The 12,562-nt window shown below is 70.3% G+C and carries 13 protein-coding genes; 9 read left to right on the top strand and 4 right to left on the bottom strand.

Going from position 1 to position 12,562, the window contains the following annotated elements; genetic code table 11:
- The first annotated feature begins 34 nt into the window (after positions 1-34).
- From ACS5PM_RS03945 to ACS5PM_RS03925, 5 genes are all read left to right on the top strand, one after another.
- Positions 35-550: a hypothetical protein gene (locus ACS5PM_RS03945; RefSeq protein WP_439385684.1), complete on the top strand. Its 516-nt coding sequence runs from the start codon at positions 35-37 to the stop codon at positions 548-550.
- 120 nt (positions 551-670) lie between these two features.
- Entirely contained in the window at positions 671-1,195 is a 525-nt protein-coding gene (locus ACS5PM_RS03940) for a hypothetical protein (protein WP_439385682.1), read from the top strand.
- Between the two features lie 106 nt (positions 1,196-1,301).
- Positions 1,302-1,550 (top strand): hypothetical protein, encoded by a 249-nt coding sequence (locus ACS5PM_RS03935; protein ID WP_439385680.1) that lies wholly within the window; start codon positions 1,302-1,304, stop codon positions 1,548-1,550.
- Positions 1,551-1,683: 133 nt separating this feature from the next.
- Complete coding sequence (locus ACS5PM_RS03930) at positions 1,684-1,914, top strand: hypothetical protein (RefSeq protein ID WP_439385678.1); 231 nt, start codon at positions 1,684-1,686, stop codon at positions 1,912-1,914.
- Between the two features lie 77 nt (positions 1,915-1,991).
- Positions 1,992-3,548 carry a helicase HerA-like C-terminal domain-containing protein gene (locus tag ACS5PM_RS03925; protein ID WP_439385676.1) on the top strand — a complete coding sequence of 519 codons (1,557 nt, stop codon included), beginning with the start codon at positions 1,992-1,994 and terminating at the stop codon, positions 3,546-3,548.
- Positions 3,549-3,555: 7 nt separating this feature from the next.
- On the opposite strand, the gene ACS5PM_RS03920 is transcribed toward ACS5PM_RS03925, so the two are convergent.
- Positions 3,556-4,056, bottom strand: coding sequence for an SRPBCC family protein (locus ACS5PM_RS03920; RefSeq protein ID WP_439385674.1), 501 nt, complete (start codon positions 4,054-4,056; stop codon positions 3,556-3,558).
- 161 nt (positions 4,057-4,217) lie between these two features.
- Here ACS5PM_RS03920 and ACS5PM_RS03915 point away from each other — a divergent pair, with 161 nt between their 5' ends.
- Together ACS5PM_RS03915 and ACS5PM_RS03910 are read left to right on the top strand one after the other, a co-directional pair.
- Positions 4,218-5,336, top strand: a complete 1,119-nt coding sequence (locus ACS5PM_RS03915) for a sensor histidine kinase (RefSeq protein WP_439385672.1) — start codon at positions 4,218-4,220, stop codon at positions 5,334-5,336.
- Complete coding sequence (locus ACS5PM_RS03910) at positions 5,333-6,172, top strand: LytR/AlgR family response regulator transcription factor (protein WP_439385670.1); 840 nt, start codon at positions 5,333-5,335, stop codon at positions 6,170-6,172. The genes ACS5PM_RS03915 and ACS5PM_RS03910 overlap by 4 nt, the downstream gene beginning before the upstream one ends.
- Positions 6,173-6,236: 64 nt before the next feature.
- Here the strand turns inward: ACS5PM_RS03910 and ACS5PM_RS03905 are convergent, their stop codons facing one another.
- On the bottom strand, positions 6,237-6,662 hold the full coding sequence (locus ACS5PM_RS03905) for a hypothetical protein (RefSeq protein WP_439385667.1): 426 nt from the start codon (positions 6,660-6,662) through the stop codon (positions 6,237-6,239).
- Positions 6,663-6,797: 135 nt separating this feature from the next.
- On the opposite strand from ACS5PM_RS03905, the gene ACS5PM_RS03900 reads away from it, so the two are divergent.
- Positions 6,798-8,822, top strand: coding sequence for an AfsR/SARP family transcriptional regulator (locus ACS5PM_RS03900; protein WP_439385665.1), 2,025 nt, complete (start codon positions 6,798-6,800; stop codon positions 8,820-8,822).
- A 6-nt stretch (positions 8,823-8,828) separates the two neighbouring features.
- Here the strand turns inward: ACS5PM_RS03900 and ACS5PM_RS03895 are convergent, their stop codons facing one another.
- Positions 8,829-9,644 carry a hypothetical protein gene (locus ACS5PM_RS03895; RefSeq protein WP_439385663.1) on the bottom strand — a complete coding sequence of 272 codons (816 nt, stop codon included), beginning with the start codon at positions 9,642-9,644 and terminating at the stop codon, positions 8,829-8,831.
- 177 nt (positions 9,645-9,821) lie between these two features.
- Here ACS5PM_RS03895 and ACS5PM_RS03890 point away from each other — a divergent pair, with 177 nt between their 5' ends.
- Entirely contained in the window at positions 9,822-11,615 is a 1,794-nt protein-coding gene (locus ACS5PM_RS03890) for a glutamine--tRNA ligase/YqeY domain fusion protein (protein ID WP_439385661.1), read from the top strand.
- Between the two features lie 22 nt (positions 11,616-11,637).
- Here the strand turns inward: ACS5PM_RS03890 and ACS5PM_RS03885 are convergent, their stop codons facing one another.
- The gene (locus ACS5PM_RS03885) at positions 11,638-12,417 is read right to left on the bottom strand and encodes an AraC family transcriptional regulator (protein ID WP_439385659.1); all 780 of its coding nucleotides are present in this window, start codon (positions 12,415-12,417) and stop codon (positions 11,638-11,640) included.
- Between the last annotated feature and the right edge of the window lie 145 nt (positions 12,418-12,562).

Below are 12,562 nucleotides of genomic sequence, written 5' to 3'. Positions count from 1 at the left end.
CCGATCCTTCCCATCCCTTCACGAGGAGACCACCATGATCCCGACCACCGCCCGCCGCCAATTCGCCGCCGCCGTCTTCGCCGGCCTGTCCGCCCTGCACGGCGCCGCCCATGCCACCGCTGACTGGCTCACCGTCGCGCCCACCTGCGTGCCCGACTCGCTGCAGACCCTGCAGTTCGGCCTGACGAGCCAGACGGGAGGCCACGTGCGCTCGGCCGGCCGCAACCCGCCGCTGGCCTACTTCTGCCCGGTGTGGATGCCGGACGACTTCGCCACCGCGCCGAGCTGGAAGTACCTGAAGCTGCAGTACCTCGACCCCAACTCCAGCGGCGGCGGGGTCACCGCACACCTTTACGCGAAGAACCGCAGCAACGGCAGCGTGTCGCTGGTGGCCAGCGTGACCAGCGTGCCTTCGACCATCGTGAAGGTGCTCGCCGTGCCGCTGCCGGTGTCGCTCAACTTCAAGCGCTACGCCTACTACGTGACGCTCGGCCTCGACGGGCTTGACCTGCCGGTGGAGGCCCACATGGTCATGCTCACCACGAACTAGGGGCTGGCGCGGACCTCGTCCGAGGCGGATCGGAAGGGCATGCGTAGGACCGCGGCGCTGAAAGTGGCGGCAGGCCGGCAGGTCGCCGCGCCACCCACCTCAGCACCTTCGGAGATCCTCATGACCAAGTCCACCTTCGCCATCCGCCTGGCCGCCACCCTCGCCATCGTCACCGCGGCCACCGCCGCCAGTGCCGCCCCCTGGACCACCATCGGCTCGGCCGGTGTCGTCGACGAGGCCGACACCGGCCTGATCGATTTCGCCAGCGGCGAAGCCCGCCTGCGGGCCGATGCCGCCACCGGCTCGGTGCTCAACCTGCGCTACAACATCGTCGCCCTCGAAGGCTTCACCGGCCTGAACCAGGTGGCCTGGCTCGCGCGCTTTCGCGACAACGGCGCCGGCAGCCGGATGCGATTGTTCCTGCGCCAGTACCACCCGAACGGCACGACCAGCACCATCGACACCTTCGACAGCAACAGCTATGCGTCGGCCGTGGGCTACCAGACGCGCACCCGCTGCACGGCCGTCGACTGGGACTTCGCCGACGGCCCGTACTACATCGAGGCCGAGCTCACGCGCTCCGCCGACGGCGGCATGCCGGCGCTGGGGCTGATGTCGCTCACCAACGCCAACTGCACGCCCTGAAACGCGAGCACGTCATTCGTGACGCCACGACCCCCGGGACTCAGGGGATGGGCTGGTCAGCCGTGCGCGCCTACCATCGATGGCTTCCGATATCGGAGGACTGAACATGCAAACCGTGCGCCTGTCTCTTGCCGCCCTGGCGGCCTGTGCGGCCTTGCTGGCCGGTTGCGCCGTCGCCCCGCCTGACCCCGAGCCGGTAGCCCAGGGCCAGATCCCGGAACCGTCGATGCAGAAATGCGCCACCACGACCGGCAGCCGCATCGCGACGACCTGCTCGAACCTGGTGAAGTCCACCAACAACACCGCGGCCGTGCGCGAGATGCAGCGACACATCCCCATGCAGGGCAGCAATTGAGTCTTGTTGATTGAACTCCCTAGGTGCCCAGGGCGCGCCGCAGGGAGTGGCGCGTTACGATAGGTTTCACGAGGGCCGCAGCGTCCAGGCGCTGCGGCCCTTGTTCATTTATTCGTTTTAAAAGGTGAAACCCATGCATTCGAGACGCCCTGGTCCGATGCTGCTGGCCGGCGTGACGGCCTTGCTGCTTGGCGCCTGCGCCACCCCCCAACCGACCCCGGAAGGCGAGAAGGTCGCTGTCACCCCGCGCGACTGCGAGCCGCAGACGGGCACACGCCTGCCCGCGTCGTGCACCAAGGGCCGCGGCTCCAGCTCCGGCAGCGTGCAGACGATGGAACGCCCCACCCGCATCGAGAGCCGCTGACGCTCCTTCCCGGAGCGGGCCATGTGGGCAGCGCTAGACTGGCGCGGCCTTCAAAGCTCCCCCAAGGACGCGCTTCCATGGCCGACCCGCTTCTCGTCGCCAAGCATGGCGACATCGAATCCCTTCTCCTGCCCAGCCTGGCCAACCGCCATGGCCTGATCACCGGCGCCACCGGCACCGGCAAGACGATCACGCTGCAGACGCTGGCCGAGAACTTCTCGAAGATCGGCGTGCCGGTCTTCATGGCCGACGTCAAGGGCGACCTGACCGGCATCACCCAGCCCGGGCGCATCGGCGAGAAGCTCGCCGCAGTGCTGAAGGAGCGCGGGCTCGAAGCCCCTGAATCCCTGGCCTGCCCGGCCACCCTGTGGGACGTCTTCGGCGAGCTCGGCCACCCTGTGCGTGCCACGGTCAGCGACATGGGTCCGCTGCTGCTCGGTCGCATGCTCGCGCTCAACGAGACGCAGGCGGGCGTGCTGAACCTGGTCTTCAAGATCGCCGACGACCACGGCCTCGCGCTGCTCGATCTCAAGGACCTGCGCGCCATGCTGCAGCACGTCGGCGAGAACGCGAGCCAGTTCACCACCGAGTACGGCAATGTCAGCGCGGCGTCCGTCGGCGCCATCCAGCGAGGCCTGCTGCAGATCGAGGAGCAGGGCGGCGACAAGTTCTTCGGCGAGCCGATGCTCGACATCGGCGACTTCATGCAGACCGTCGACGGCCAGGGCGTCATCAACATCCTCGCGGCCGACAAGCTGATGAACGCCCCGCGGCTGTACGCCACCTTCCTGCTGTGGATGCTGTCGGAGCTGTTCGAGACCCTGCCCGAGGTGGGCGACGTGGACAAGCCCAAGCTGGTGTTCTTCTTCGACGAGGCGCACCTGCTTTTCAAGGACGCGGCACCGGCGCTCATCGAGCGCATCGAACTCGTCGTGCGGCTGGTGCGCAGCAAGGGCGTCGGCGTGTACTTCGTGACGCAGAACCCGCTGGACGTGCCCGACACCGTGCTGGGCCAGCTCGGCAATCGCGTGCAACACGCCCTGCGAGCCTTCACGCCGCGCGACCAGAAGGCCGTCAAGACGGCGGCCGAAACCATGCGGCCCAACCCGGGGCTGGACATCGCCGCGGCGATCACCGAGCTGGCGGTGGGCGAGGCCCTCGTCAGCTTCCTGGATGCCAAGGGCCGGCCCGAGATCACCCAACGCGTCTACGTGCTGCCGCCGGGCAGCCAGATCGGCCCCATCACGCCGGCCCAGCGCCAGGCGCTCATCCAGTCCTCGCTGGTGGCCGGCGTGTACGAGAAGACGGTCGATCGCGAATCCGCCTACGAGAAGCTCAAGGGGCGCGCTGCGGCCAGCGCCGACACCGCGCGCACCATGGCCGAAGAGGCCGAGGCAGCCACGCGAAAAGGCCCGGCGGGCAGCGCTCCGGCCCCGGCGCCTTCCGGCGGCGGCATCCTGGGCGGCCTGGGCGACATCCTCTTCGGCAGCACCGGCCCGCGCGGCGGGCGTCATGAGGGGCTGGCCGAATCGGCCGCCCGCAGCGCGATGAGATCGGTCGGCTCTGCCGTCGGGCGCGAGATCGTGCGCGGCGTGCTCGGCTCCATCCTGGGCGGCGGCAGCCGCCGCCGCTGAAGGCGGCTCAGGCCGCCGCGGCGAGACGAGGAGCGGCCGGCGCCGCGGCGTAGCCTCTCACTTCGAGGTCGTACTTGTCCTCGGCGACCGCGGCCAGCAGCTCCTTGCGGATCTGGGCCTGCAGCAGCGGGCGCAGCAAGCCGCCCACCACCGGTGGCAGCGGCAGGCGGATGGTCACCGCCACCGAAGTCCCGTCGCGGCCGCCGCGCGCCTCGGGCCGGAACTCGAAGTGGATCGATCCGCCCTTGTTGAAGCCTTCGACCGAGGTGTCGGTCATGCTCCCGTCCGGGCCGAACTCGCGCTCGAACACATCCACTTGCCGGATGCCCAGCAGGCGGACCTGCTGCACGTAGCGAGCCCGTCGTGCCGACTGCTGCAGCACGCGAAAGCTCAGCTTCGGGTGCACGTTGGCCGAGATGTGGTGGTCCAGGTCGGCGAACTGCGACTGGACGGTCCGGATGTCGGCGGCGATCCACTCTTCGTGGTGAACTTCGGCATGGCGGGTCATGGCGTGGGTCTCCTGGCAGTGGCCTCCTCCCATACGCCGCCAGCGCGCGAGCGGATGCACGCTCCGCGCATCGCGCGAACGCCGGCGCCCATCCGCGCCCGCGAGGCGCCACTCGTCGCACAGGGGCACGACCGGCCGGGAGGCCATCCACAATCGCCGCCATGCCCGGCCCCTCCATCGCTTTGCCCGCGCCCCAGCCTTGGCGCCGCCGCCTGCTGCGCCAGGTCCTCGTCGCCCTGGGCCTCGGCACGGCGTTCGGCAGCCTGCTCGCGCTGATGACGCAGCAGCGGCTGGGAACCACGCTGGTCTACTCCTGGTGCATCGCCCTGGGCTGCACCTTTGCCATCGACGGATTGCGGCGAGCCGCCGCGGCGTGGGTCCACCGTCATGACGGCAGTGCAAGCGCCGCCGCCCTGGCCGCGTGGCCCGGTTGGGGCTGGATGTCGGTCTGCCTGGTCCTCGGGACGGTGATCGGATTCACCGCGGGTGCGGAACTGGCCAACGCGCTGACGGGATTGCGTGGCGCCAGCCTCTTTTCCGGCGGGCATGCGACCGCGGCCACGCTGCTGCTGATATCGCTCATCCCCGGCGGCGCGGCCACTTGGTACTTTCGTTCCCAGGGTCAGCTGCAGGCGGCCCAGGCGCAAGCCGAAGCGGCCGAGCGCCAGGCCGCCGAGAACCGGCTGAAGCTGCTCGAATCGCAGCTCGAGCCGCACATGCTGTTCAACACCCTGGCGAACCTGCGCGCGCTCATCGTGGTCGATCCCGAACGCGCCCAGGCCATGCTCGATCGCCTGATCGACTTCCTGCGGGCCACGCTGGGTGCCAGCCGTGCACCGCTGCATCCGCTGTCGGCCGAGTTCGATCGTCTGTCGGACTACCTTGCGCTGATGCAGGTGCGCATGGGCGAGCGGCTGCGCGTCGAGCTTGAACTGCCGTCATCCCTGGCCGGCACGCCGGTGCCGCCGCTGCTGCTGCAGCCGCTGGTGGAGAACGCGATCAAGCACGGCCTGGAACCCAAGCGCGGCGGCGGCGTGGTGCGCGTGCAGGCGGCCCAGGAAGGCGACGAACTGGTGCTGAGGGTCATCGATACCGGCGTCGGGCCTGCGGCGTCTCCTGCGGCCGAAGGCAGCCGATTCGGCTTGCACCAGGTTCGCGAGCGACTGGCCACGGTCTACGGCGCGGCGGCCTCACTCACGCTCGAACCCGGCCCCATGGACGCGGGCGGCACCATCGTCACGCTGCGCTGGCCCCATCCGACACCCACCCTATCGACATGAACCCTTCCGATTCCGCCGACGACCCCCGGCTCGCCGCCACCGCCGTCATCGCAGAGGACGAGCCACTGCTCGCACAGGCGCTGCAGGCGGAGCTCCAGCGGGCCTGGCCGGGGCTGGTGCTCGCCGGGATGGCGCCCGACGGGGACAGCGCCGTGGAGCTCGCGCTGGCGCAGCTGCCCGACCTGCTCTTCCTCGACATCCGCATGCCGGGCCGCAGCGGCCTGGAGGCGGCCCAGGCGGTGGTGGAGGACTGGCCGGCCGGGCGGCCGCTGCCGCTCATCGTCTTCATCACCGCCTACGACCAGTACGCGCTGCAGGCCTTCGAGGCGTCGGCGGTGGACTACCTGCTCAAGCCGGTGCAGCCCGCGCGCCTGGCCGCGGCCTGCCGGCGCCTTCGTGGACTGCTCGCGGGATCCGGCTCGAAAGCAGGACCGAGGGACGTCGATACCGGCGAACGGCTGCTCGGCCAGCTGAGGCAGTTGCTGGGCGCGCCCGAGTCAGGCGGCGCAGCGCCGCTGAGCGTCATCCAGGCCTCGACCGGCCCGGTGGTGCACATGGTGCCGATCGAGGACGTCGTCTACTTCGAGGCAGCCGACAAGTACGTGCGCGTGCTGACCGCCGAGCAGGAGCACCTCATCCGCATCTCGCTGCGCGAACTGCTGCCGCAGCTGGATCCCCAGCGCTTCTGGCAGGTCCACCGCGGCACCGTCGTGCAGGCCCGCGAAATCGCCCAAGCCCTGAGGGACGAGTTCGGCCGTGTGCAGCTGGTGCTCAGGCGCCGCCCCGAGCGGCTGGCGGTGAGCCGCCTGTACGCCCCGCGCTTCAAGGGCATGTGACCGGCGCCTGAAAGCAAAACGGCCGGTGCGCAAGGCACCGGCCGCCCCGGAGATTCAAAGCAAGTCAGCGCATCACGACATCACCGCGGACCTGCGCCACCGGTCCATAGACCGGCGCACGGCGATGATGGTGGTGGTAGCCCGGGCGCACCACCACCGGCGGGCCATAGACGACCGGGCGGGGCGCGTAGTAGACCGGCCGGGGTGCGTACACCACCGGGGCATAAACCGGCGGGGGCGGGGCATACACGACGGGCGGCGGCAAGTAGACCGGCGGAGGTGCATAAACCACCGGGGCGGGCCGGACATAGCCATAGCCGTAACGGTAGCCCGGGTGACCCGCGCCGATGCCGATGGCGACGCCCGGGGCGATCGGGGCGCTAATGCCCACCGACCAGTTCACGCCGCCAGCGTGGGCCGGCAGGCAGGCTGCGGAAGCGGCCAGCACGGCGGCGAAGGGAGTGAGGCGAAGCAGGCGCGCAATCATCATGGACTCCTTTGAGGGCCGGGGGCCGCGCTCGGCCGCCCGTTCACCGACCAACGGCTGGCCGCCAGCCCGAGTTGACCCGCGGCTGTGGCAAGTTGTAACCCGGGGCCCCAGTGTCCTAGGATGCCGCCAGCCGCCATGGACCTGTCCGACGCCCTTGCCCTGGTTCCCGACGACGAGCCGCGCGCCCGGGCGGCGCTGGAGGCCTTGTGGGATGAGGCCGAGCGGCAGGGCAATGCAGCAGCAGCCTGGGAAGTGGCCGCCGCGGCGCTGGTGGTGATCAACTTCCACTACTTCGACTTCCGCGGTGCTGCGCGCTGGCGCGCGCGTTTCGTGGCCGGGCTGGAGTCCGTGGGTGAAGATGGCCTGGCGCAGCGGGCCCGCGGCGGCGAGCCGGCCGCGTTGCACGGATGTGCCGGCATCCTCGCCCACGCCATGCAGGATCACGCCGCCCTGGAGCGGGACGACGGCAGCGCCAGGGTGGCCCAGGCCGCCGAAGCCTTGACCGAAGGCCTCAGGAAAGCGTCCCGCCTGGACCCCATCACCCGCTACCTCATCGCCAAATGCCTGCTGGACCACCATGGCCAGCAGATGGACACGCTGGCGGCCGCGCGCGTCATCGCCATGCAGCAGGACCGGCTTCGCGACGGCGCCGCCAGCCCCGGCCTGCAGGCGAACTGGTGGCTCACGGTGATGCATCACCACGAGTACTACGGCGACCCACAGGCCGCCCTGCAGGCTCGAAGCCGGCTGCAGGCGCTGCTGGATGCGCACAGGCTGGCCGGCGTGCGCCATGTTCTGCTCACGCTGGACATGTCCGTCGTGCTGAAGGCCGGCCAGCTGACCCGCGCCGAGCGCATCCATCGCGAGCTGGAGGCGCTGATGCCCGACCTGCCCGCGAGCGCGCTGCCGTGGTGCCTGCGCGCGCAGGCCCAGTACCTTTCACAGCGCGGCGAACTGGCCGCCGCATTGGCTCGCGTCGACCGCCTGCTGGCCGTCTGCTCGGACATCGAGGTGCCTGAGCGGGACCAGGGCGCCTATCACGTGCTGCGTGCCAACGTGCTCACCGCGCTCGGCCGCTTCGACGAAGCCCTGGCCGAGCTGAAGGGCCAGCGGCCGTTCCAGCTCGGCGCCCAGGGCGAGACGCTGGAGGTGGTCATCGGCTTCGCCGAGGCCGCCGCGCGTCTGGACAGCCAGCCCGAGGACGCGCTCGAATGGCTCGCCCGGGCAATGGCCGGTGCCGTGCGGCTTCAGTTCAACCGCTTCTATTTCACGCTGCCGGCGCTCGCCGGCCGGCTGTGCCAGGCGGCTCTGGATGCGGGCCTGGAGCCGGAGTTCGTGCGCGCCACCATCCGGGACCGCCTGCTGCCGCCGCCCGATCCGACGCGGCCGGACTGGCCCTGGCGCCTTCGCGTCCAGGTGCTGGGCCCGCTGGCCCTCTGGCGCGACGAGCTGCCCTTGCGCTGGGCCGGCAAGGCGCAACGCAAGCCGCTGGAACTGTTGGCCCTTCTCGCGGCTCATGGGGGCGGTCCGCTGGATTCCCAGGCCGTCATCGACACCCTGTGGCCCTCGCTCGAGGCCGACGCGCCGAAGGCCTCGCTGGAGATGGCCGTGTCACGGCTGCGCAAGCTGCTCGAGCTGCCGGAGGCCGTGCTCGTGTCCGACGGCACGGTCGCGCTGGATCCGGCGCTGGTGTGGTGCGATGCGTGCGCCTTCGAAACCTCGGCGGAAGAGCTGCAGCGGGCGCTTCATCGGCACGATGCGGATGCGTCGCATGCCGAGCTCGCTGCCCGCGCGGAACGTCTGTTCGCGCTGTACCGCGACCGGCTGCTCGGCAGCGAGACCGTGACCGGCCGCATGAGCGCGGCGCGCGAGCGCCTGGCCTCGAGCTACTACCGCGCCGTCATCGCCTGGGGCGCCAGGCTCGAAGCCGGAGGCGACTGGGCCGCCGCCATCACGCTGTACGAGCGAGCCCTGACGCGCGAAGTGCTGGCCGAGCCGATCTATCGCGCGCTGATGCGGGGCTACCTGGCCCGCGGGGAGCGGGCCGAGGCACTGCGCACGTTCCGCCGTTGCCGTGAACTGCTGGCCACGGTGCTGGGGACGACACCGGCGGCCGAGACGCTGGCGCTGTTCCGCGAAGCCTCGGCCACCGGCTGCTGAAGCAGTTCACCAAGGCAGGCCGGCCTGCGAGGTGACCGTGTAGTCGGTGACGGGCGAGCCGTCGAGCCTGGTCACGTGGTCCACCCCCTTCAGGCGAAACGCCTTCTTGCCGTCGAACGACACGCTGCCATGGCCCGTTCCGCCTTGGGCGCGAATGCCGGCATGCGCCCAACCCACGGTCGTCAGCGTGAACTGTTCGCCGAAGACGATGCTGGCGGCCACGACCGCGGTCTCGTCGACGGCCAGGAAGGCATCGGGCGTCACGATGTCGGTGGCCACGCTCCAGTCCTTCCAGACCGTCGTCCTGGGCGCGAGCGGCAGCACCCGAAACACGACGCCGCCCGACGGGCCGTGCGATTCCAAGGTGCCCTTCACCCGCACCTGGTAATACAGCACCCCGGGTTCTCCGACGAGGCCGGGTGCGTCGACCCTCAGCACATCGGTGAAGCCGGCCAATGCACCGCCGACCTCCCCGCCGTCGCCCACCGCGTTGTTGCTGGCACGCACCCGCAGCCTGCCACCGGGCAGAGCCTGGGCGAATCCCCCGCCCGTGCCCCGGGGACCAGTGTGGGTGACCTTGGCCGTGACCTTGGACATCGCCGCCTCGAAGTTCTCCTTGCAGACCGACTCGCCTGGCGCAAACAGGCCCGACAGGTCGATGTTCTGCACGGGCAGCCCGCTGCCCGATGCGAGGCCGCCGCAGGTGTAGGCGAAGCTGCCCAGCTGGTCGACAGGCGGGGTGGCTGCAACAAACGTCGGCCAGGCCAGGCTGGCGGCAGCGGCCATCGCCAGGGAGCTGAGTCGGGCGAGCAAAGTGCGCATGGTGATGTCCCTTGGTTGACGGGCCTCGCCATCGAGGCCGTGGCGGCAGACTAAGAGCCCCGGCCAACGGGCCACCAACCGATCGCCAACCGATCGCCCGTTCGGCCCGACCGCCCCCTCGCCGTAGGGGGCCGCCCCCTACAATCGACCGCTACTTTTCTCAGCACCACAGGCTTCATGAGCGACCCCAAGTCCGCCCCGGCCAGCGAGGCCTCCAAGCCGAGCAACTTCCTGCGCGCCATCGTCGAGCGCGACCTGGCGGCGGGCACCTACGACCAGCGGCCCTTCGGTGGCAGCCCCGGCGACGCGGCGCACCATGCCGCGGGCCCGGTGGATCCGGCACGCGTGCGGCTTCGCTTCCCGCCCGAGCCCAACGGCTACCTGCACGTGGGCCACGCCAAGAGCATCTGCCTGAACTTCGGCCTGGCGCGCGACTACGGCGGTGTGTGCCACCTGCGCTTCGACGACACCAATCCCGAGAAGGAGGAGCAGGAGTACGTCGACGCCATCGAGGAGATGGTGAAGTGGCTCGGCTGGGACTGGAACGCCCACGGCACCTCGCACCTGTACTTCGCGAGCGACTACTTCGACTTCATGTACCGCGCTGCGGAGCACCTGATCGAGCGCGGCCTGGCCTACGTCGACGAACAGAGCGCCGAGGAGATGCGCGCCAACCGCGGCGACTTCACCACCCCCGGTGTCGACAGCCCGTTCCGCAGCCGCACGGTCGAGGAGAACCTCGCCCGCTTCCGCGAGATGCGCGACGGCCGGCACGCCGACGGCTCGATGGTGCTGCGCGCGAAGATCGACATGGCCTCGCCCAACATCAACCTGCGCGACCCGGCCATCTACCGCATCCGCCGCGCCACCCACCACAACACCGGCGACAAGTGGTGCATCTATCCGATGTACACCTACGCCCACCCGATCGAGGACGCGCTGGAGCGCATCACCCACTCGATCTGCACGCTGGAATTCGAGGACCAGCGGCCCTTCTACGACTGGCTGCTCGAGCGCCTGGCCGAAGGCGGCCTGCTGGCCCACCCGCTGCCGAAGCAGTACGAGTTCGGCCGCCTGAACCTGAGCTACGTCATCACCAGCAAGCGCAAGCTCAAGCAACTGGTCGACGAGAAGCACGTGGCGGGCTGGGACGACCCGCGCATGCCCACGCTGGCCGGCATGCGCCGCCGCGGCTACACGCCGGCCGCGATCCGCAAGATGGCCGATGACTCCGGCGCGAGCAAGACCAACATCTGGCTCGACTACTCGGTGCTCGACATCGCCCAGCGCGACGACCTGGATCCGCAGGTGGCCCGCGCGATGGCGGTCATCGACCCGCTGCCGCTCAAGCTCACCAACTGGGCCGAGGTCTTCGGCAACGACTTGCACCGCGAGCCTTGCCACGCGCCCGTGCATCCCCACCACCCCGAGCGCGGCCAGCGTTCGTTCAGCCTGGGCCCGGTCGTCTGGGTCGAGCGCGACGACTTCGCCGAGACGCCGCCCAAGGGCTTCTTCCGCCTGTTCCCGGGCAACAAGGTGCGGCTGAAGTACGGCGTGGTGGTCGAGTGCACCGGCTGCGAGAAGGATGCCGAGGGCCAGGTCACTGCCGTCACCGCGACCGTGGTTCCCGACACCAAGAGTGGCACGCCGGGCGCCGATGCGATCAAGGTCAAGGGCGTCATCACCTGGGTCGGCGCGCACGATGCCGTCGCGGCCGAGCTGCGGCTGTTCGACCGGCTCTTCACCGAGCCGCAACCGGACGCCGGCGGGCGTGACTACCTCACCGTCCTCAACCCGAACAGCAAGAAGGTCGTGCAAGGCTATGTCGAACCTTCGCTGGCCGGCGCGCCCGCCGAGACGCGCCTGCAGTTCGAGCGCCACGGCTACTTCATCACCGACCGCATCGACCACCGCGCCGGCGCGCCGGTGTTCAACCGCATCACCGGGCTGAAGGACAGCTGGGCCAAGTAGACGTCTGCGACGTTGCCGGGGCTCAGCCCCAGAGCCGGTAAGCCCAGAAGGATTCGTCCTCGGCGATGCGCCGGCGCAGCTCCACCGGGGCGAAGCCGGTCAGCCGCCGGGTCTCGCGGCACAGGTGGGACTGGTCGGCGTAGCCTCCTTCGACCGCGATGCCCGCCCAGTCGGGGTCAGGGGCTGCAGCCAAGGCGTCGAAGAAGGCCTTCTCCGCGCGGGCCATTCCGCGCAGCTCACGCATCGGCTGGCCGGCCCACTGCTTGATGCGCCGCTCCACCTGGCGCAGGCTGCGCCCGGCCGACGAGGTGGCGGCTCGCAAGGCGAGGCCCTGGGCCCAGTCTGAATAGCGGTGTGCCGTCATCACCTGCGCCGGCCGCGCGGCCTGCCAGCGCGGGTCGAGAAAGTCCTCGATCAGTCGGACGCGGGCCTCATCGTCCGGCGCGCATTGCACGGCCTCGCACAGGGCCAGCCACTCCGGCGGCAACACCTCGGCCGCGTCGACGATGCGGTTGACCCAGCGTTCGGCATCCAGCCCGATGAGGTGGTGCAAGGCATCCGGCAGCAGCACCAGCATCATTGCGTGCGCCGGGCCCGGGCACCACGACTGCGTGGGCACCCGATGCGGCCCGCCAAAGACGAAGCGCCCCGGCATCGGCCGGCTCGCGGCCGGCGGCTCGTCGAAGCCCACCATGCGGCTCTCGCCGTGAAACCACCAGCTGAGGCTGCACAGTGGCGAGGCGGGGAACCGGTTCAGGCGCTGCTCGTCGCTCAGCTCGAGGCTACGCGTGTCCCGGGTCATGACGCCCCGCACGCACGCGCTCAAGGACAGGCGAGGCAACCAGAGGCGGTTGACGGCTGAGGAAAGGGGGGCGACGACCTCGGACATGCAGCCCAGTGTAGGCAGGCGTTCGCCAACGACGGCCCAAGACCCGTCATGTCGAATT

The organism is Ideonella flava, assembly GCF_051857595.1.
Taxonomy (GTDB): Bacteria; Pseudomonadota; Gammaproteobacteria; order Burkholderiales; family Burkholderiaceae_C; genus Ideonella.
Note: the sequence above shows the minus strand (reverse complement) of the source record. Positions and strands in the feature narration are given on the sequence as shown.

Bases quoted from the DNA above. Each gene is read 5' to 3' on its own strand.
- ACS5PM_RS03910 (WP_439385670.1), top strand. From the start codon at position 5,333: ATGAACCCTTCCGATTCCGCCGACGACCCCCGGCTCGCCGCCACCGCC.
- ACS5PM_RS03885 (WP_439385659.1), bottom strand. From the start codon at position 12,417: ATGACCCGGGACACGCGTAGCCTCGAGCTGAGCGACGAGCAGCGCCTG.
- ACS5PM_RS03935 (WP_439385680.1), top strand. From the start codon at position 1,302: ATGCAAACCGTGCGCCTGTCTCTTGCCGCCCTGGCGGCCTGTGCGGCC.
- ACS5PM_RS03945 (WP_439385684.1), top strand. From the start codon at position 35: ATGATCCCGACCACCGCCCGCCGCCAATTCGCCGCCGCCGTCTTCGCC.
- ACS5PM_RS03915 (WP_439385672.1), top strand. From the start codon at position 4,218: ATGCCCGGCCCCTCCATCGCTTTGCCCGCGCCCCAGCCTTGGCGCCGC.
- ACS5PM_RS03925 (WP_439385676.1), top strand. From the start codon at position 1,992: ATGGCCGACCCGCTTCTCGTCGCCAAGCATGGCGACATCGAATCCCTT.
- ACS5PM_RS03890 (WP_439385661.1), top strand. From the start codon at position 9,822: ATGAGCGACCCCAAGTCCGCCCCGGCCAGCGAGGCCTCCAAGCCGAGC.
- ACS5PM_RS03940 (WP_439385682.1), top strand. From the start codon at position 671: ATGACCAAGTCCACCTTCGCCATCCGCCTGGCCGCCACCCTCGCCATC.
- ACS5PM_RS03920 (WP_439385674.1), bottom strand. From the start codon at position 4,056: ATGACCCGCCATGCCGAAGTTCACCACGAAGAGTGGATCGCCGCCGAC.
- ACS5PM_RS03895 (WP_439385663.1), bottom strand. From the start codon at position 9,644: ATGCGCACTTTGCTCGCCCGACTCAGCTCCCTGGCGATGGCCGCTGCC.
- ACS5PM_RS03930 (WP_439385678.1), top strand. From the start codon at position 1,684: ATGCATTCGAGACGCCCTGGTCCGATGCTGCTGGCCGGCGTGACGGCC.
- ACS5PM_RS03900 (WP_439385665.1), top strand. From the start codon at position 6,798: ATGGACCTGTCCGACGCCCTTGCCCTGGTTCCCGACGACGAGCCGCGC.
- ACS5PM_RS03905 (WP_439385667.1), bottom strand. From the start codon at position 6,662: ATGATGATTGCGCGCCTGCTTCGCCTCACTCCCTTCGCCGCCGTGCTG.